The organism is Hominisplanchenecus faecis (assembly GCF_020687205.1).
Taxonomy (GTDB): Bacteria; Bacillota; Clostridia; order Lachnospirales; family Lachnospiraceae; genus Hominisplanchenecus; species Hominisplanchenecus faecis.
The window spans coordinates 1-19,234 of record NZ_JAJEQE010000060.1 but is presented as its reverse complement, the minus strand read 5'-3'; the positions used below and the strand labels follow the sequence as shown (position 1 = coordinate 19,234).

Genomic DNA, 19,234 nt, shown 5'->3' with positions numbered 1-19,234 from the left:
CCTTCGGCTATATCCTTCCCACTACCGGGCGGATTCGGGACTTTAACCCGTTAGAAACGTGCGCCGCTAGGCGCACTTACAAAAGCCCAGGCACACGGTATCATCCACAGCCTGAGCTTTTTAATTTTTATACAGTAAAGCGGAAATTCGCAATCCGCTTCTCTGCGTTCAAATCATGTTCTTTTGGTTTCAGTGACAAATGCGTTGACCTGTACGAAACCATCATCTCATTATCTGTCCCACTTATCGCAGAGGGAATTGATCTGACTTGTAAATCTCGCCAGATCCTTATTTGCTCCGCCTTCGTTATGGCGGATAACCGTAAGCAGTCTCTGACCTGCTGCCAGAAGTCTTGCAAACGGAGTATTTGCCTTCATTGCCTTATTCAGACTCTTCTCGGTCTTAACCACATGAACCGGTTCACATTCTTTCTCATACGCACCCGTCGCAAGATTAAAGACCGTACCGCTGTAAGGTGCTCCTGCATCCAGATGCATTTCGTTTCTCAGACGATCTGTGAAAACCTGGCACACGCTGTCCTCTCCATGAATCACAAAAACCTTCTCCGGCTTCTTTTCAAAGCTTCCGATCCATTTAAGCAGCCCATTATTGTCAGCGTGTCCGCTGATACCGGCAAGCCTTCGGATCTCCGCCTGTATCTCTATTTCCTCTCCAAACAGATTTACGGATTTTGCCCCTTCTAATATAATACGCCCCAGTGTTCCCTTTGCCTGATAACCGACAAAAAGAATCGTACTTTCTTTTCTCCAGAGATTATGTTTCAGATGATGTCGGATTCTGCCTGCCTCACACATACCGCTCGCAGAAATAATAACTTTTGGTCTCTCATCGAAATTGATCATCCTGGAATCGTCACTTGTGATCGCTGTTTTCAGTCCTTCAAAACCGATCGGATTGATCCCCGCCTGAACAAGCTTTGTTGCCTCTTCATCGAAATCCTCATACATGTGCTTCATAAAAATGCGGGTCGCTTCAATTGCCAGCGGACTGTCCACGTAAACATCAAAATGATCATGGCCGTGGATCATCTTATCTTCTTTTATTTTGCGGATGAAATACAGCAGTTCCTGCGTACGTCCGACTGCAAAAGATGGTATGACTACATTTCCTCCCCGATCAAACGTCTTCTGGATGATCCTTGCCAGCTCCGTCACATAATCTGGAAATTCACCATGGCTGCGGTCACCGTAAGTAGACTCCATCACAACATAATCCGCATCTTTGACATACTGCGGATCACGAATCAATGGCTGATTCAGATTGCCGATATCCCCGGAAAATACAATCTTTTTCTCCACATCGTTCTCTTTGATCCAGATCTCGATGGAAGAAGAGCCAAGCAGATGCCCTGCATCCACAAACCGAATGCAGATTCCATCTGCAAGGTTGATTTTTTTGTCATAATCGCATCCAACAAGACAGTTGATCGCTCCCTGTGCATCGTTGATATCATACAGCGGCACAACTTCTGCCCTGCCGGCACGCTGTCCTTTTCGGTTCTTCCATTCCGCCTCAAACATCTGTATGTGTGCACTGTCTCGCAGCATAATATCACACAGATCCGCAGTTGCTCTCGTCGCAAAAATCTGTCCCCGAAATCCCCTCTGGTACAAAAGCGGAAGTTTACCGGAATGGTCGATATGAGCATGCGTCAAAAGTACCATGTCAATGTCACTTGCCGCAACCGGTATCTCCTGATTCTCAAATTCATCCGGCCCCTGCTCCATTCCGCAGTCAATCAAAATATGTTTTCCGCAGGCTTCCAGATAAGTACAGCTTCCAGTCACTTCATGCGTGGCTCCCAAAAATGTAATCCTCATAAAAACACCTTCTCCCTGTTTTAATGATAATCTGTTCCGTTCTGTTTTCCTGCTTTTATTTTATCACATATCCTGATTTTTTAGTACTGTAATTTTTAATCCAGCTTTCGGGAAATAAAAAATCCCGATCCACAAACACCACATTTCTCTCCTGTCAGGTATACGCGATTGCGTCCTGACTCGGAAAGGATTTTTGTTATAAAATCTCCTGTGTCTGCACATCCGGATGGTAAAATATAATAGTGATTTAATTCCGTACGTGATTCCCCAATCCACGTACTCAGTTCCCCATCTGCCTGTTTCATATTTCCTGTTATGGAAATGTAGCGAATCTGATCTCTCACCTCTGAGAAATCCCTTTTTATTGCTTCTGAATACTTTTTAAGTGATATATTACCAAGAAGCATCGCACCTGCTGTATATCCTTTTCCTGTGTTCTGGTTATGGCCTTTGCACACATCAAAATCATTATACAGCCCACATCTGGCACAACACACAAGATTTTCCATATCAATTTGAGGACTGCCGCATTTGGCTTTATCAAAAATTCTGACACTCATTAGACAGTCCATTGTTTTCCAGTCTATTCCTTTATCTCCGGCAAACATTACAAGGAAACAACCCTCATCTGTTCCATAGCAATGTATCTTAAACTGCCAGAAGTCTTTTTCATCATATAAAGAGCTGCCCGGCTTCATCTCCACCACACGTTTTACACCGGCACTTTGCAGTTCTTTTGCCACCTTTTCATGGTTTCCAGGAAGAATCACCTGCTCCACACGATTCTTTTTCACAAATTCCATAAGCTGATGGATGGTTGCCTCGCTTCCATCTCCCACAGCCACAAGCCTTACCTCATCCTTACATCCGGCAAAAGCTTTCTCTGCCTTAAATTCCAGAGACTCCTCATTTTCTCCTGCACAGATATAACAGGCTACCCAGCTGTTCTTTGTCTCTGAATCTGCAACTCCTGTGGAATACATAACTCCCTGTGAAATATTCTGGAACATATTTTTAAAATATTTCGTTTGCATACGCTCTCTCCCCTTGCCTTGCAATCAAAAGCATGATGCAACCATACTTCCTTTGCAGAACAAGCCCGGCACAACTGCAAAGGAGGGAAGCCCCACGCATGGTATGCACAGTTTTTGTTTTTGCATATTTGTAATTCTTTCGTTTTTGTTTTTTGTAGTTTCTGTTTTAAATCACTCGCCATATCTTTGGCGAAAACCGTTCTGCCATGAAAGGTAATGTAATGGACATTCACGCATCCCGGGGCGGCTTGTTTTTTCAGAGTTTTGTTCATACCTGAACAATTTTTCACGCTCTAATATATTTTTGCTTAAACTCACACATAACCATTCCGTACTTTTCACAGTCTCAGCAGTAGGATGATGCTTCGACCTGCACCGAATCGTTACACTCACACATCATAAATACATTTACTCTCTTCGCAATGAAAAATAAAATTCACGCCATTCACACGTCAGCCTGTACGTTGATTCACTGTAGATGGAGACATTCACAATCGCGATAGGAATATTAAAATTTATGTCATTGTCATTTACATACGATGTGAATTTATACGTTTTACAATGAATCTCAGTACAGCTCATGCTTCAAAGCAGGTTAGCCGATGTACAGGCTATGACTTGATGTCGATCCAACTTCTCTGGTTCCATTTTTTGTCGCACTATGAACAGTTACAACCCGGTAATAATAACCAGATTTTACTGTAATTGTATCACTTACCGTAACACTTCCCACATTTTTTCCTGTTTTGCTTCTGGTAGTCACATATGCCCAGGTACTACCTTCCAATCTCTGCAAATTAACTTCTGCCGTAACCAAATCACATTTTTCATAGCAGTTAGTCGTTGCTGTTACATAAACAGATTTTGAACTTTGCTTAGAAATACCGGAATGTCCTGTTGCATAATAAGTACCAAGCGTTGCGACTTCTGATTTTGGATTATTAAATTTCCATTCAAACAACTTTGTTGTTTCTACATTGTCATCATGAGTCAACAATGATCCTTCAATAATCTGACCATCCATAGGTTCTGCTGCATGGATACTAATCGGAGTTGCCAACATACACACACAGGCTGTTGCTGCCAGCATTGCTTTGAACGCTCTCTTCATCCTCATGTTTTTTCTCCTCCTTCATCTCTGTTTTTTACATTACACTATAATAAACGTTTCAGAAGGAAAAAAGTGACGCCTAAAATATCATTTTTTTAATTATTTCATCAAATTCTTCTTTTTCCAGTTCTCCAATGAGTAGATAATAAACATCATCATAATAAAAATCGGCTTTATATAAACTTTTTCCACTCTTCTCTCCTATTTGCTCTACCTTCACACCTTTTTCTAAATATTCTACGCTCAACAAATGTTGGTTTATAACTTTTCCATCTATCTCAATGACTTCTCGTGAATCTGCTGCTTTCTTACTCATATATATATAATAATATTTTTTGTCCATAGTAAGATATCTCATAGTCGCACTTTGAATTTTATCATCAAGTTCATAACTTTCATAAACCATTCCCTCTGGCTTATATATAAGTTTTGGTATATCTATTCCTAATTCTTCGCTTATTTGTTTCCGATCTCTTTCTTCGTTCGCATCAAAAATCTCTTCATCTGTTTTTTCAAGAAATACCTTCTGCCCTTCGCTCCCTACTTTCCCAAAGATATTCATAATATGCTCTCTACTCGCATCCGCTCCTAATCCAGCCGCAAAAACTCCTCCGACCAGCACAATGATTGCTGCCCGCTGCATAATTTTTTTTCTGTTCTTCTTCCATTTTTCTTCGATCTTTGCCAGTTTCCGTCCTCTTCTCAGTGCAATCTGATCTTCCTGCGGCAACAGATCGTAAAGCTCTTTTTTACATTCCTGTCTATAGGCGTTATCATCCCATTTACCTTCTTCTCTGAGCTGTCCGACAATTTTATTTAACAGATCCGGGGCATCACCTACATAATCCAGTTTTTTATCATTTTCAAGCTCGCCTGCAATTTTCTTTCCCTCTTTTGCAAAATTGCTTCGCATCGTTGAATAAAGTTTTGAATCAAATTCAGCTTCCTTCAGCTTCTCCCGGTCCTGACGTGAATGAATATTCCTGATTTTCCCCTCATTCTTTTTCATAAATCCTCTAGTCCCTTCTTGACTTTTTTTAATAACAGTATAAGATGATACCAGAGTCAAAATCCTGAAACCACAAAGTGCCTGCACAAGTGTGGTTTTACAGTATTTTTTGACAATCACATCATAATATTTAAACTTAGTATGTTCCCTTTAAAACAGCCCCTTCTGTCTGCTTTAAAGGCAAAATACCAAAACAGGGAGGATAAACATGAAACGTATCGTCTTAACTGGCGGTGGTACCGCCGGTCATGTAACACCTAACATTGCTCTGCTCCCAAAACTGCGGGAACTTGGTTATGATATTCACTATATCGGCTCCTATGAAGGAATCGAAAAAAAGCTGATTGAAGATGTAAACGTACCTTACTATGGAATTGCTTCCGGAAAGCTGAGACGCTATTTTGATCCAAAAAACTTCTCTGATCCGTTCCGTGTATTAAAAGGCTATGGTGAGGCACGTAAAATCCTGAAAAAGCTGAAACCGGATGTTGTTTTTTCCAAGGGCGGTTTTGTAGCTGTTCCTGTTGTTCTTGCAGCCAAACATCTCCATATCCCGGTTATTATCCATGAATCCGATATGACACCGGGACTTGCAAACAAGATTTCTCTTTCTGCTGCAACAAAAGTATGCTGCAACTTCCCTGAAACCATGGGTTACATTCCGGAAGGAAAAGCAGTCCTGACCGGCTCACCGATTCGTGAAGAGCTTCTGCATGGCAATAAACTTGCCGCACTGAATCTCTGCGGATTTGCCGCAAACAAACCGGTTATCCTCGTTATCGGCGGAAGCCAGGGATCTGTTGCCGTCAATGATGCCGTCCGCGGTATTCTGCCTGAACTTTTGAAAAAATATCAGGTCATCCATCTTTGCGGTAAAGGAAAATTAGATTCGACAAAAACAGATATGGAAGGTTATATTCAGTTCGAATACGTCAAAAAAGAACTTGCTGATCTGTTTGCCCTTGCCGATGTCTGTATCTCCAGAGCAGGTGCAAACGCTATTTGTGAGTTGCTGGCACTCAGAAAACCAAATCTGCTGATTCCGCTTTCCGCAAATGCCAGCCGCGGCGACCAGATCCTCAACGCAGAATCCTTTGAAAATCAGGGATTCAGTGAAGTTCTTACCGAAGAAAATCTGGCACCAACCATTATACTGCCAATCATAGATAAACTATACGAAAAACGTGCTGACTATGTAGCTGCTATGGAAAAAAGCGGTCAGAGCAATGCTATTTCAAAAATCACCTCTCTGATTGAAGAAGTTACTTCCGGAAAAAATTAAAGTTCCTGATATTCTTCTCCATATTTCTTTCGAATATATCTTCTGGCTCTGTAGAGTCTTGCACGAAGCACCTGTACTTCAATGTTTAGGTGCTTCGCTGCTTCTTCATAACTCATCTGCAAAATACAGATGTCCATGATCACATAATACCATTCTTTTTTCTTGTCATATAACTCTTCAAGAATACGTTCCGTCAGCATACTGTGAGATAATCTGGTTACGACACGCTCTGTATTATCCTCATGGATCACCATGAAATCTTCGATTCCATTGATGCTGTGTGTATCTTTGCGGACTTGCATCTTTCTCAGATAATCATAGACCATATTTCTTGTTGTCAGCAAAAGCCATGGCTGAATCAACTCTTCTGAGATGTTGTTCATCTGCTCAAAATATTGTAAGAATACCTGTTGACAAATCTCCTCTGCCAGCATATCGTCACCAGATCTGCTGATTACCATTTTTTCGCACAAGCCTGTTATATTTATTAAAGACTTCGGTGAATTTCTTTTCGTTCATCCTACTCTTCTCCCTGCCGATATTTCGACATCCCCTGTTACTTCCATTTCTGCAGAATCTCTTCTCTTTCCTCATCTGTGAGAGTTCCTGGTTTCCAAGTTACGCCTGCATGATCTCCTTCATATCTCGGGATCAGATGAATATGAAAATGGAATACCGTCTGACCTGCCGCAACACCGTTATTCTGCACAATGTTTACGCCGTCACATCCAAAAACATCTTTCATTTTTTTTGCAATCTTTTTGGCAAGAATAAATGCCTTGGCATCCATATCTTCCGGTATTTCAAAAAGATTGGCGAAATGATTCTTCGGCAGAATCAAAGCGTGTCCTTTCGTCGCCGGTCCCAAATCCAGAATCACACGAAAATCTTCATCTTCATACAACGTAGCTGATGGAATTTCACCATTTGCAATTTTACAAAAAATACAGTTATCATCTCTCATAAGTCATTTCCCCTTCCTTTTTTGTTGTTCCAATAAAGTGCTACCCAAATTTATCCACTTTATCTGTTATGCTATATCTTAATGCTTTTCGTTTTTAATTTCAATATGTTTTCCTAATTTTTTGTACTTTTTTGTTTATTCCTACCAAAAACTTTACTTTTATTTGTTTTTATGCAATTATTGTCGAATTATGTCGTTTATTTCTGTTTGCTTTTTTGTTGCCCAAATGATACACTTTTTAATATATTAGGGTCAAAATCCTGAAATCAATAAAAAATCAGAAATCGGAGGAATACACCATGGCTGCTGATAAATCTTCTCTCGAAAAACAACTTGAAGACTACCGCTTTGCTCTTTCAAAAGTATCACATGAAGTACGCAATCCGGTCACTCTGATCAACAGCTATCTCCAGTTACTTGAAAAAGATCATCCGGAATTAAAGCAGAACGAACTCTGGAGTGATATCACCGAAGAAATGCTTTTTCTTCGCAGACTTCTCGATGATCTTTCCTGCTACAACAACACCTTTCGCTGTCAGTTCAGTGCTACGGAAATGTCTCCGTTCCTCTTAAAATTATCCGAGTCTGTATATCTGCTTTTTCCGGATTCCCCGATTTCCTATCAGATTTCTGTTCCGGAAAATTTGCCGACACTTTCGGTTGATCCCCTGAAATTAAATCAGGCTCTTACTAATCTGCTCCGCAACTCCTTTGAATCTGCCGCACAATCTGTATCTTTTTCTGTTGTTGAAAAACAGGACTGCCTTCAGATCGATATCATAAATGACGGAGCTTCCATCTCCAAAGAACAGCAGACTGAATTTTTCAAACCGTTTGTCACTACAAAACCAAACGGTACCGGTCTTGGACTTCCGATCGCCAGAGGTATTATCGAGGCACACCACGGCAGTATTGCTTTTCTTTTTCCGGAAGAGACTTCCGACAGTAAAAACACTCCTGATAATCCGGATAAATTAGGCACACTGCTTAATCATATGTCAGGTAGTCATCTTCGGATTGTTTTACCCCTATGCTGAGAATCATACATAACAGAAATCCCATGATCAGACCACCGATATGTGCACTGTTGTCAACTCCCATGCTTGTATAACCCTGGAAAACAGAAAGCACGATCATAAGCACAAATTTTCGGCCGGAAATATCATCCAGCTTTCCTTTGTTTTTTATTACCAGCCACAGTATTGCACCCATCACAGCAAAAATTGCACCAGATGCACCCGCTGAAACCGGAAATTCCGCTCTTTTTATGTCCATATAAACGGACAGGCAGTTTCCTGCAATACCTCCTCCAAAATAAATCAGAAGATATCTTATTTTGCCAAGTTTCTTTTCCAGTATATCTCCCATGAAGATCAGCACTACCATATTGTTAAACAGATGACTCAATCCAAAATGTAAAAACATGCTGGTGATCAGAAGATAATATTTTCCATCCTGCACGATATAAGGAGTGTAACTTGCTCCATGTGCCGCCATAAAATCTGCATTTTCTGTATCACCAAAACAGGACAGGATCAGAAATACTGCAACATTAATGATGACAATCGTAAGATTTGCAACCGAACGAGATCTCAAAAAATCCCTGATTTCATCCATTCTCTACTTTTTCACCTCCTTCTGTATAATATGATGCCAGGTTTAACGCCTGAAACCACCCTTAAGAATGACTGCGATATTTTTGCACAAGCGTGATTTTATGCCTTAAGTTTTCCCCAACATTCTAAGATTTCAGTATACTACAGGAAGTCTTTCTGTAACAGACAAAGGTGTATTTTTTATGTTTTTTTTAGTTTTACAATTCTCATCCGTCATTTCTGACATATCATGTGCTATCTTTATTGTAATTGAAAAATGTATTCCAGATCCGCAAAAGAAACGCGGTCACCCTGCTGTAGTTTTTCCATGCCATCCCCACCAAGTCTTTTTCCGTTTATGTACGTTCCATTTGTCGAATCCAGATCCATCAGAAAATATTCTTCCTCTCTTCTCAGAATTTTTGCATGAACACGGCTGATCACATCCCTATTGATACAGACATCCGCCTGCCGTCCTTCTTTTCCTATCCGGGTTTCTTCACGATACAGCAGAATATTAACATACTCCTCCGGATTCAGACTGACCAGAACTGCTATCTTAATATTTTTTCCCTGCTGCAAAATACAGGTTCCCATCTCCTCATCAAAATCATCCGATACCTGTGATTTCTTCCGTTCACCTTTTTGGAAATTTTCCTTTTGAATCCCTGCCACATAAATAAAAATGCTAGCCGCCAGAAACAGCATCCCTCCGGCCTGAACGGTACTTAATACCTCAAATTCCACCAGTACGGCTGCCACTGCTGCCAATAGAATAAAAATTACTACATAGCCTGCATATTTTTTATATTTGGCTTTCTTTTTACACCTGGCTGTTTTTTTATGTTTCATTGATTTTTTTAAGCCGGTTGTTTTTTTATTCTGAATTTGTTTTTTTTGTTCCGCCTGACCTCTATACTCATCCGTCCTTCTCTGCATATCATTCTCATTTTTAGAAATGCCTTTTTCTCTCTGCTTCGCAGTCTTGATGTTCTCAATATTTTCCGGAATCGTGTATTCTGATTCTTCCTGCTCGAAAAACGAATCCTCGGAACAAAGATCTTCAAAGTTTTCCTGTTCAGAAACTTCCGACTTTTTTGAAATTTTCACTTTCTCTGACTGTTCCGGGTCTTCCGGCAATCCTTCCTCCTGAGCACAATTTTTCCGTCCAACCTGATAAATCATCTGCAGCACTTCCGATATCCGATAATTTTCTTCGGATGCTTTGCTGTATACTTCGTATCCAAGCATCACTGCCTGTTCGTCACTGTGATCCAGTCTTTTTAACAGGTATTCTGAGAGCTTTCGAAAACTCTCTGTCATATTTCCATCATACGTCGGAAGATAGCACAGATTCCATTCCCGTGTCTGCGTATGAAAAAAGAGAAATTCCGGTTCAAAGAGCAGTTGATTTCCATCTAAAAGATATCTCTGGGTGTTTTCCAATGCCTCTTTGATATCCTGCAAAAGTTCAACCATTTCTTCCTGATTGATCTGCCTTTTTTCAAACACACGGAACATCGGCTGCATTCCGGTAACCTCATAAAAAAAGACCGCTTTTCCGTCCATCATCCGGCGATTGCATTTTAATAAATGAGGAATATGATTTCCAACCAGCATCCGTACCTGATATTCCTCGCCGGTCAGTTCCCCCGGAGCATCCAGTATCATATAATTATGATCTTTATCTCTGCGATAAGAAACATCCATAAAGTTATCCCTCCCCTGCCCGCTGCAAATTTCGATATTTTTGAATCTGTTTTTTTGCATTTTTAACGGATACTTCCGCTTTACTGTTTATTTCCATTTGCCCGCCCATAAAGAAGCGTGCCACAAATCCCGGAATTCTGAACGTTGCCTTTCCTGTTGCTGTCACTTTATTTTTTCCACGTTTTACACCACCGGAAACGTTGCCGCAGGCAAGCATTCCGCTCCAGTCCGTCTGGTTTTTTCTGTATGGGTCCAGGGCTGCTTCCATCGCCTCTGTTCTCGTCTTATTTGCGATCCAGACCTTATCATGCTGATAAAATCCAAGATAAATAAGGGCGGTAAGCAACGGAATCAGCACTGTCATAAGCAGTGCAGCCTCCACCGTAAAACTTCCATTCAAATCTCTTTTGATTTTTTGCATAATTTTCATCTCCGTCCCAGTCATTACAAAAACGTGCATAAATATCCCGCTATCAGATACGGCACAAATGGCACGCCTGTCTTGTAAGTCCTCTTTTTACACACCAGCATAACAGCTGAAACCACGGAACAGAACAGCAATGCATAAAACAACATCGCAAAGGTCTGTCCCATTCCAAGATACAGACCGCACACACAAACTGCCAGTCCATCTCCATAGCCAATGGCCTGCCTTGTCGCATAAGCACTGGTAAGCAGAAACATTCCCGGAAGTATTCCACCAAATGCCTGCCAGATTTTCTCTTTATCCACAAACATCAGAAAAAGAATCCACAAAACTGTAAATATCCATATACTGTGCAATAATATTTTTCGTTTTCTTATATCATACCAGGCGTTTATCAGCAGAAATATTCCCGGCAGAATATAAACAATCTGATTCTTCATTTTTATGATCACCCTCCACATTTTGAACAGGCTTTACGTTTCCCTGCCTCTGACAGCGGTATCTCCCGGATCGTTCTCTTTAATCCGCTGCAGGACAGTCTGGCATGATAACGATTGCCGGTATCTGTAATATAAACTGCTGCACCAACTCCGGATTTACAGCATGAACAGGCATAATATTTCGCTCCATAGCGATTTCTTCTGGCTTCTGCCTGTGTAACCGTTGTCTGCTCCACAGACAGCCGCAGGTGGGTACACTTCAGACTTTTATGGTAAACGGTACCATGTGCGGTCACAAAAACCTTCTCTTTGCTTTCTTCATTTCCTTCTTTCTGCAGTTCTTTGCGAAAATCCCTTCCGGTCCATGCCCTTACAAATCCTCTCTGGATAATCTGTGGTTTTCCAAAAGAAAATACCGGCATCTGACTGCTGATTCGATACGCCGCCACCAGATCAATTTCATCTTCTTTTCTTGAAAAAGTAGAATATCCAAGATGAAAGTCCTGATCTGTTATCTGCCGTGAATCATAAGCATAGACTGCCATCTGTTTTGCCCGGTCATGGATTTTCTGTTCCGTAGCTCCGGCTGTTTCCATAAACTGAACAAAAAAGAGTACACCAAGCATCAGATATAGAAAAATCGGAAGCACAAGTGCAGTTTCCACTGTAAGACTGGCACTTAAGGATGTTCTCCCGGATTTTTTGATAACAGCCAGGGGGATGTCTGTTAAATGATTTAATATTTTTAATTTTGAACCAGACAGAGAGCACGCCTCCTTTCATTTTCAAATTTTTATGTTCTTTCTCTCTGCGTTTCATACGGGAAATTCTCCGAAAGAACATCCTTAAATACCTTCTTTTCTACGGCTGCCCATAGCCATATTGTCCTTTTATTGTATAAGCAGTCCCCTGATTTCTGACATGCATCCAGACTGCCGGAACCCTCAGAAAAACAGGAGCCAGTTCAAAGTCTGCACTTGCCTCTGCCTGTGCCACAAGTGCATCCACCCGAAAGGTTTCTCCGCCCTTTTCCATTCTCCGGTTACACTCGATCAGATCAAGCACTCTCAAATTACGCTGCTGTTTTTTTCCAAGTATCAATAAACCAGAAAGATAATCTTCATAAGACTGCCCGTTTCCGCCGCCGGCATCACATTCTTTCAAAACCTCCGCCAGCATCCCAAGCTTTTCTAAAGGAAGTTTCCACTCTGTTTCTGCTTTGAGCATCGGAACCTTTCCTTTTGCAAGCAACGTTCTCACATCAAGCAGACTTTCCCCATATGCCCAGGCAAGCATCAGCAGTTTCTGCAATGCTCCTGCAAATTCCGGCAGTGCTGCTGCCCCTGTGATCGCAGCTGCCAGTGCCATCGCTTCCCCTCGCATCTTGGCACTTTTTGCCAGCGTAGCATAGTTCATACCTTCACGGATCAGCAGAATGCGATTGACCGTTTTCTTTAAATTTTCTCTGTCACTTTTCTGTCCGCCGATGATATATTCCAGTTCATAAGAAAGACTGTGTTCTTTGCTTCCCTTTTGATGCTTTCCTCCTTCATCAACTGCACACTGGAAATGTTTCTGAAGATAATTCAAAAAAATGGCTTCTGAAACTGGATCCGCAGAAATTTCATCGACAAGAAGTGAACCTTTTTGCAGGTTACGCTCAGACGGCAGATCTTTTCTTTCTATTGTCTTATCGGAAACCACTGTACCATCTTTCAGGACAAGACCTAAAATCCCCATACTTTTGATTTTCTTTATCTGATCAAGCGGATTCTCCACTTTTGCCTGAACAGCCTCTGTTTCCTTTATATCCGTATCCGACTCTTCCTGCTTTTCGGCATTTTCTTTTTCGGATTCCTGTCGTTTTTTTTCTTCCATCTGAGCAGCCTGTGCCCTTTGATACTCCTCATCTGCTTTCTGTTCTTCATTTTGATATTCTTCTCCTTTTTGATTCCCCTCTTCCATTTGTTTTATATTTTTCCTTAAAGCTGATGCCGCTTCCCCGACAAACAGTTCTTTCTGATTTTCCACAGCCTGACTGTAAAACACTTGTCCACCGTGATCCGTCGCAAGAGCATACTTATCCACCGTACATCTATCAAGCTCTGTGGGAAATACATCCCAGCTTCTTCCTGCTGCCAGATTATATCTGGGATTGATATTTGGCTGAATATATTTTTCCATCTTTGTCTCCAGCACTTCTCTGATTTTTTGCTCTTCACTGCTCCCATCCAGGAACCACAGATCATACTCTTCCAGAAGTACTCTGTCATATTCTCCAAAAATGGAAAACAATCCCATATCAAAAGCTGCCGCTGCCTGAAATCTTGCTGCCTGCACCCTTACCGATTCTGCCATCGTACAGAAAAGGGACAAAAACAGCATACTGATCAAACTGAGGAACACCGTAATTGTCCCTTTATTTCTATACATTTACTCCCCTCCCGAGTTTATGCTGCACATGAGACCAGACACATGATTTTTATCTCAGTCGAGAAGACTCCCACTTCTGCAAGTGGTGAGTAATTGTTTTGCTGATATTCATCTGGCGAAATTTCTGTGCATTCTTGCGTTTTTAAATGTTCTCTAAATGTTTTCATGTTGGATTTTTCAGATACTGAATGGATCAGATACTGTTGCTCTGACTTGTGATTTTGCTGAAGATTTTGTTTACCAGATTGGTAAGCTGTTTTTTGAAGATGATGACCAGACTGATCAGTACAACGAGAATCAGGATAATCTCTACCGTTGTAATTCCCTGCTCATCTTTCAGAAATGCCTGCACATGTGTCATATATTTTCACCTCCTTTCCCAGAAGATGCACAGTAATTCTAAAATGAAAATGACATCAGTGCCGGTGCCATCAGAATAATCAACACCACACCAAACATCAGCATCATTGGAAATAAGAGTTTCGTTCCCGCCTGTTCTCCAAGTTTTCGTGCAAGCTGATGCCGCTCTTCCATTCCCCGCAAAGCTTCTGCCTCCAGAAGATCCGCCAGTCCATCAGAACCTTTTCTCAGATTCTGTGCCAGTATCGTTCCCATTTTGATGTACTCCGGAAGCTGACATCTTCTGCCAAAATTTTCATATGCCTGTGCTTCCGGAACCCCACTTTTCATTTCGTTGCAGCAACGCCGTATTTCTTCGTCTATATAGTGCTCACGGACCTGTCTGCTCTGTGCCAGCCTTTCAAAAGCTCCCCGGATCGTAAGCCCTGCCCGCAGCAATGCCATTAATTTATAGAGAAAGGAAGCATATTCCATGGTAAGAGCCGTTTGCTTTTTCTTGACTGCTGCCTGTAATCTTTCTTCTTCCAGCATCCAGATACACAATGCTGTGATAACCACCAGAACCGCAATCATCTGCACGGGCGATTCTTTTTCTTTTTTCCATTCCAGCTTTTTGCCCTCTATTTTACCCGGAAGCCTCAGCTGTTCTTCCTGCACCCTTTTCTGTTCTTCACTCTGTAAAAGTTCCCGAATCTGTTTTTGCTGTTTCTCTTCCTCCGAACGCACCGGCGGAAAAACACATACAGAAAAACGGTAGTCCATCTCTCTGTCCTGACAGGAAAAATTTACTGTAATCTGTACCTGCGTACCACCCTCTGCCGGCTCCCCGACCAGGTTTCCTTTTTCATCAATAAGACCCAGATTATCTGTAAACCAGTCTGCTTTCACTTTGCCATCTAAAACAGAAGAAGGAAATTCCAGGGAACTTCTTACTTCCTGCATCGATATATTTTCCCCGAGAATCACGCTTTCCAGATCTTCGATCGCCTGCTGAAAAAACTCATCGATCTGCTGGTCACTGTACTGTCTTTCCTGCAGCAAAATCGGGATTTTCTGTGCTTCTCCTTCCCCTTCTACCTGTACTTCCAGATCCGTTTCCATGCTTCCCTGCCCATAAGAAGGTCTTGCAAGAAACGTAATTTCTTTTGCTTCTCCCGTAAAAACGGCTGCCAGAAAACAAAGTCCTGTGCCCCAGAATAGAATCATCATTACTTTTGCAATTCTTCTTGCGGTAAATTCAAAAGCGTCTTTTTCCTTTGCCGAATTTTCGACAAACTGCAGTGTCTGTTCCAGTTTCTGATATTTTACATCTTCTTTCTTTACCATTTTTGATGCGATCCATTTTCCGATTTTATAAAACGGCTGCATCATCTTTTCTTCATATCTCAATCGCTACAATCTTCCTTCCCATCAAAAAAGCAAACACATAAACACCAAGGCAGATACTCATCACTGCAATCCCCGCCGGATTCTGATACATCACATCTAAAAATCCCGGTGAAGCCAGTCCCACATAGGCAATCAGCAGACATGGAATCAGACTCATAATGTTCTGCTCCATTTTCTTTGCTGAAAGACAGATCTCAATTTCCTGTCTGGTTTCTTCCTTCTGCGATACAGAGGCAGTCGTGCTGCGTATGATGGCGATTAGATCGCCTCCGGTTCTTCTCGCTGTCTCAAATACCTCAGAAAAAATCTCAATATCTTCCACTCCGCTGCGTTGTGCCAGATCAGAAAGCAGCTCCTCCATCGTCCGGTTCAGCAGGATTCCCACACGAATCCTGCGAAATTCCTGTAAAACCGGTTCTTTTTCACTGTACAATTTCTGAAGTTCTTCATATGCCTGCGTAAATGCATTTTCAACCGAATATCCCGCCGTCAGGGCGGTAGAAACACACCGCATCCCGACCAGAAATCCCCGCTCCAGCTGTTTTCTTCTTTTCTTTGCCAGTTCTCTTCTGACTTCTCGGAAAAAGAAACAGATACCCGGCAGAAAAACCACGGCTGCAAGCACAGAACGGTAAAATAAAAGACTGATCAGAACATCTGCCAGAATATACACCGCCGCATACCTGAACATTTCCTTTTTTGTTATCTGATAAACTTTATAATCCATACAAACCCCTTTTAAATCTGCTTTCACTGCTTATTTACGTTCAGGTCAAACGACCGTGAACCTGGCACACAATTCCTGCACGTATCAGTTTCTGCACATGGAACAGCTCCTCTTTTTTATGTAATTTTCCCACGACACGCCCTTCTTTTTGCTTTCCATCTTCCAGAAATTCATACAGCACCGAAGTTACTATTTCTCCGGATTCATAATCATAACCGGTGACCTCACGAATCTCCAGGACACGCCTGCTCTTATCCCGCAGTCTCCCCAGATGGATCAGTATATCGATTCCGGATGCAATCTGTCTGCGTACCGCGGGCAATGGCATCTCAAGCCCCATCAGAACCATTGTCTCCAGCCGGACCAGCATATCCGACGGACTGTTCCCGTGACCGGTACTGAGTGATCCGTCCATACCCGTATTCATCGCCTGAAGCATATCAACGACTTCATCGCCCCGCACCTCTCCGACAATAATCCTGCTTGGTCTCATTCGCAGACTGCTCTTGATCAGATCCCGGATCGTAACTGCATGTTTTCCTTCGGTATTTTCTTTTCTTGCTTCGAGACGAACCAGATTTTCCACGCCCTGTATCTGTAATTCTGCGTTATCTTCAATCGTGATGATCCGCTCGTCTTTTGGAATATAATCCGAAAGTGCATTGAGGAACGTTGTTTTCCCGGAACCGGTTCCGCCGCAGATAAAAATGTTGTATCCGGCACACACAAGTTGTTTCAAAAAGTCCGCTACCTCTTTTGAAACACTCCCAAGCTCGATCAGACGCTCCATCGTGATCGGCTCTTTCGGAAAACGCCGTATCGTAATGATCGGTCCATTGACAGCCACCGGCGGCAGTACAATATTTACACGATCTCCGTTTTCCAGTCTGGCATCCGTGATCGGAATCGCCTCATTGACAATGCGGTTGCATTTTCCTGCAATCTGCTGCACAACGTCTTCCAGTTTTGTTTTCGAAACAAAACGGTGCTCCCAGCAGCGTATCCTGCCTTCTCTCTCCACAAAAATGCCGTCTGTTCCATTCACCATGATCTCTGTCACACTCTCATCTTCCAGAAGTTCCTGCAAAATATCAAGTCGGCGGATCCCGTTAAACAGCTGCTGCCTGAGCGTGATTTTCTCTGACAGCGGCATATACTGCCCTTTTGCTTCCTCCCAGATCAGCTTATCAATTTCCACAAGGATTTCCTCATCCGATATTTCTTCCGTATGATCCAGTTTCTCGTTTAAAAGAGCATACAGTTTTTCCTGTTTCTGTTCCATTCCCTCCACAATGCATCACCCGCTTTCTTTGCGTATTAACTGTCTTACATAATCTCCAAGTTCACTCCAGATCAGCTGCTCCACATAATGTTCCTTTTTACCGAAACTGCTGTGAAACGGCAGCTTCAGTTTTATGGTTTTTCCAAGAACTTCTTCATATTCTCTTGCAACCATGACCTTTTCATACTGAGCAATTTTTGTCACAGCCATGCTGTCCTCTCTGACCGGCATATAGATTTTTCCACAGCGATTCAGAAGTTCCGGAAGGTTATCCACCTGTTCTCCAAAATCCAGGAGGATAACTTCATACGAACTGTAGGAGCAGAGATCTTCGATCAGTCCCAGCCATTCGCTGCACTTGATACTCCGCAGATCAAACGGGGAAAAGGCGGGCGGAATATAGTCCAGATTGTTGATCGTCTGCACAAGTCCTCCAAGTTTACTGATCAGATTGCCTTTCCCACTTCCGGAGAAATACATCAGATCACTGATATCCCCGTCAAACTGTCGGTTCATTAATACATCAAAACCGGCATATTCTTCCAGATTCAGATAAAGGACCGCTTTTGTACTTGCCAGAAGCTGCCCGAGTGTCAGTGCAAAAGAAGTCTTACCGGTACGTTTGACCGGCGAATAAATACCGGTCACTTCCACTTCTGGCTTGAAAAGTGCAGCTGCCGGTGCTTCCTTTACTCTCGCATAAGAATCCATGACCTCCGCGATCAGACTGTCCGCCGGCTGATATTTATAAACTGCGGAATATTCCGACAGTTCGCAGATCTGCTCTCCTTCGGAAAGAACCATAACTTTGCGGATCTGCAGTTCCCTGACCTGTTCACACAATAATTTCCCCGAAATCAGCAGAATCTCTATTGTTTTCTCTTTCGCACACGCACAGAGACTTTCCACTCCGGTAAACGCCTGCACCTCAAACTCTTCTCCCTTCCGGCTGTGAACATATTCCATAAGATTATAAATATACATACTTTCCGAATCACAGATTGCAAAAACAGCCTTACTCACTTCAATAAACACCTCCTGCACAAAGTAAAATCCCACCTAAAATAGCAATTGCAAAATGAAACCTTCCATCCTGATCCTTTTCATTCAGATATGGCTCCCAGACACCATTCTGCTGCTTTTGAATATAAGAACAAAAGTACAGCAGCCTTGTCTTTAGATTTCTTCTTTTGAGCAATACAAAAATCGACAACACCGCACCGACAAATAACGAAGCAATCATACAATATACCGCCCTCTGCGGTCCCAGAAATCCTCCGACAACCGCCCAAAGTTTCATATCTCCCGCACCCATCATGCGAAAATAATAAATCCCGGCACCAAGCACCACAGGAATGCACGCACCTCCAAGAAACAGAAGCAATCCCACTGCTTTCGCCTGCCTGATCTGGAAACAACAGCCCAAAATAAGCCCGATTACAATAAGCTCATTTGGAATCTTCCCCTTTCTCAAGTCAAAAAAGACTGCAAACAAACCAATCGGAATCAGAAAAAAGCATTGGTTTATTTTCACGATCCACCTTCTTTCGTTTTTTCAAGTCGAACGCACGTGAGACTTGGCACGCGATTCTGGTCAGCTTTGCTGACATTTACCCAACAGAATCGCTGT

General features: G+C 42.3%; 20 protein-coding genes. 2 read left to right on the top strand and 18 right to left on the bottom strand.

Going from position 1 to position 19,234, the window contains the following annotated elements:
• Positions 1-230: 230 nt before the first annotated feature.
• The 4 genes from LKD42_RS13320 to LKD42_RS13305 all read right to left on the bottom strand — a co-directional run bounded on the left by LKD42_RS13320 (position 231) and on the right by LKD42_RS13305 (position 4,995).
• On the bottom strand, positions 231-1,841 hold the full coding sequence (locus LKD42_RS13320) for an MBL fold metallo-hydrolase RNA specificity domain-containing protein (RefSeq protein ID WP_022118520.1): 1,611 nt from the start codon (positions 1,839-1,841) through the stop codon (positions 231-233).
• A 95-nt stretch (positions 1,842-1,936) separates the two neighbouring features.
• Positions 1,937-2,875 carry a hypothetical protein gene (locus LKD42_RS13315; protein ID WP_248835997.1) on the bottom strand — a complete coding sequence of 313 codons (939 nt, stop codon included), beginning with the start codon at positions 2,873-2,875 and terminating at the stop codon, positions 1,937-1,939.
• Positions 2,876-3,470: 595 nt separating this feature from the next.
• Entirely contained in the window at positions 3,471-3,992 is a 522-nt protein-coding gene (locus tag LKD42_RS13310; RefSeq protein ID WP_248835996.1) for a DUF6147 family protein, read from the bottom strand.
• 73 nt (positions 3,993-4,065) lie between these two features.
• The gene (locus LKD42_RS13305; RefSeq protein WP_248835995.1) at positions 4,066-4,995 is read right to left on the bottom strand and encodes a DUF4367 domain-containing protein; all 930 of its coding nucleotides are present in this window, start codon (positions 4,993-4,995) and stop codon (positions 4,066-4,068) included.
• Between the two features lie 208 nt (positions 4,996-5,203).
• On the opposite strand from LKD42_RS13305, the gene LKD42_RS13300 reads away from it, so the two are divergent.
• Positions 5,204-6,277, top strand: coding sequence for an undecaprenyldiphospho-muramoylpentapeptide beta-N-acetylglucosaminyltransferase (locus LKD42_RS13300; RefSeq protein WP_248835994.1), 1,074 nt, complete (start codon positions 5,204-5,206; stop codon positions 6,275-6,277).
• Here LKD42_RS13300 and LKD42_RS13295 read toward each other — a convergent pair.
• Complete coding sequence (locus LKD42_RS13295) at positions 6,274-6,738, bottom strand: RNA polymerase sigma factor (protein WP_248835993.1); 465 nt, start codon at positions 6,736-6,738, stop codon at positions 6,274-6,276. The two genes, LKD42_RS13300 and LKD42_RS13295, sit on opposite strands and share 4 nt — an antisense overlap.
• Positions 6,739-6,833: 95 nt before the next feature.
• Complete coding sequence (locus LKD42_RS13290; RefSeq protein ID WP_022118580.1) at positions 6,834-7,241, bottom strand: HIT family protein; 408 nt, start codon at positions 7,239-7,241, stop codon at positions 6,834-6,836.
• Positions 7,242-7,540: 299 nt separating this feature from the next.
• Between LKD42_RS13290 and LKD42_RS13285 the strand changes: the two genes are divergently transcribed.
• Positions 7,541-8,278, top strand: a complete 738-nt coding sequence (locus LKD42_RS13285) for a sensor histidine kinase (RefSeq protein WP_248835992.1) — start codon at positions 7,541-7,543, stop codon at positions 8,276-8,278.
• Here LKD42_RS13285 and LKD42_RS13280 read toward each other — a convergent pair.
• From LKD42_RS13280 to LKD42_RS13225, 12 genes are all read right to left on the bottom strand, one after another.
• A complete protein-coding gene (locus LKD42_RS13280; protein ID WP_147632394.1) occupies positions 8,229-8,858 on the bottom strand; it encodes a rhomboid family intramembrane serine protease in 630 nt (209 codons plus the stop codon). The two genes, LKD42_RS13285 and LKD42_RS13280, sit on opposite strands and share 50 nt — an antisense overlap.
• Positions 8,859-9,097: 239 nt before the next feature.
• Positions 9,098-10,546, bottom strand: coding sequence for a DUF6382 domain-containing protein (locus LKD42_RS13275; RefSeq protein ID WP_248835991.1), 1,449 nt, complete (start codon positions 10,544-10,546; stop codon positions 9,098-9,100).
• Positions 10,547-10,550: 4 nt separating this feature from the next.
• Positions 10,551-10,967, bottom strand: coding sequence for a TadE family protein (locus LKD42_RS13270; protein ID WP_248835990.1), 417 nt, complete (start codon positions 10,965-10,967; stop codon positions 10,551-10,553).
• Between the two features lie 23 nt (positions 10,968-10,990).
• Positions 10,991-11,413, bottom strand: coding sequence for a prepilin peptidase (locus LKD42_RS13265; protein WP_248835989.1), 423 nt, complete (start codon positions 11,411-11,413; stop codon positions 10,991-10,993).
• Positions 11,414-11,421: 8 nt separating this feature from the next.
• Positions 11,422-12,078, bottom strand: a complete 657-nt coding sequence (locus LKD42_RS13260) for a hypothetical protein (protein ID WP_248835988.1) — start codon at positions 12,076-12,078, stop codon at positions 11,422-11,424.
• Between the two features lie 196 nt (positions 12,079-12,274).
• Entirely contained in the window at positions 12,275-13,846 is a 1,572-nt protein-coding gene (locus LKD42_RS13255) for a DUF5702 domain-containing protein (protein ID WP_248835987.1), read from the bottom strand.
• Between the two features lie 193 nt (positions 13,847-14,039).
• A complete protein-coding gene (locus tag LKD42_RS13250; RefSeq protein WP_022118577.1) occupies positions 14,040-14,207 on the bottom strand; it encodes a Flp1 family type IVb pilin in 168 nt (55 codons plus the stop codon).
• Positions 14,208-14,245: 38 nt separating this feature from the next.
• Positions 14,246-15,595 (bottom strand): type II secretion system F family protein, encoded by a 1,350-nt coding sequence (locus LKD42_RS13245; RefSeq protein ID WP_248835986.1) that lies wholly within the window; start codon positions 15,593-15,595, stop codon positions 14,246-14,248.
• The gene (locus LKD42_RS13240; protein ID WP_248835985.1) at positions 15,585-16,322 is read right to left on the bottom strand and encodes a type II secretion system F family protein; all 738 of its coding nucleotides are present in this window, start codon (positions 16,320-16,322) and stop codon (positions 15,585-15,587) included. Before LKD42_RS13240 ends, LKD42_RS13245 begins: the two co-directional genes overlap by 11 nt.
• Before the next feature lie 40 nt (positions 16,323-16,362).
• Positions 16,363-17,604 (bottom strand): TadA family conjugal transfer-associated ATPase, encoded by a 1,242-nt coding sequence (locus LKD42_RS13235; protein WP_248835984.1) that lies wholly within the window; start codon positions 17,602-17,604, stop codon positions 16,363-16,365.
• Between the two features lie 15 nt (positions 17,605-17,619).
• Positions 17,620-18,627, bottom strand: coding sequence for a P-loop NTPase family protein (locus tag LKD42_RS13230; protein ID WP_173867011.1), 1,008 nt, complete (start codon positions 18,625-18,627; stop codon positions 17,620-17,622).
• 1 nt (position 18,628) lies between these two features.
• Positions 18,629-19,138, bottom strand: a complete 510-nt coding sequence (locus tag LKD42_RS13225; protein WP_248835983.1) for an A24 family peptidase — start codon at positions 19,136-19,138, stop codon at positions 18,629-18,631.
• Positions 19,139-19,234 lie beyond the last annotated feature (96 nt).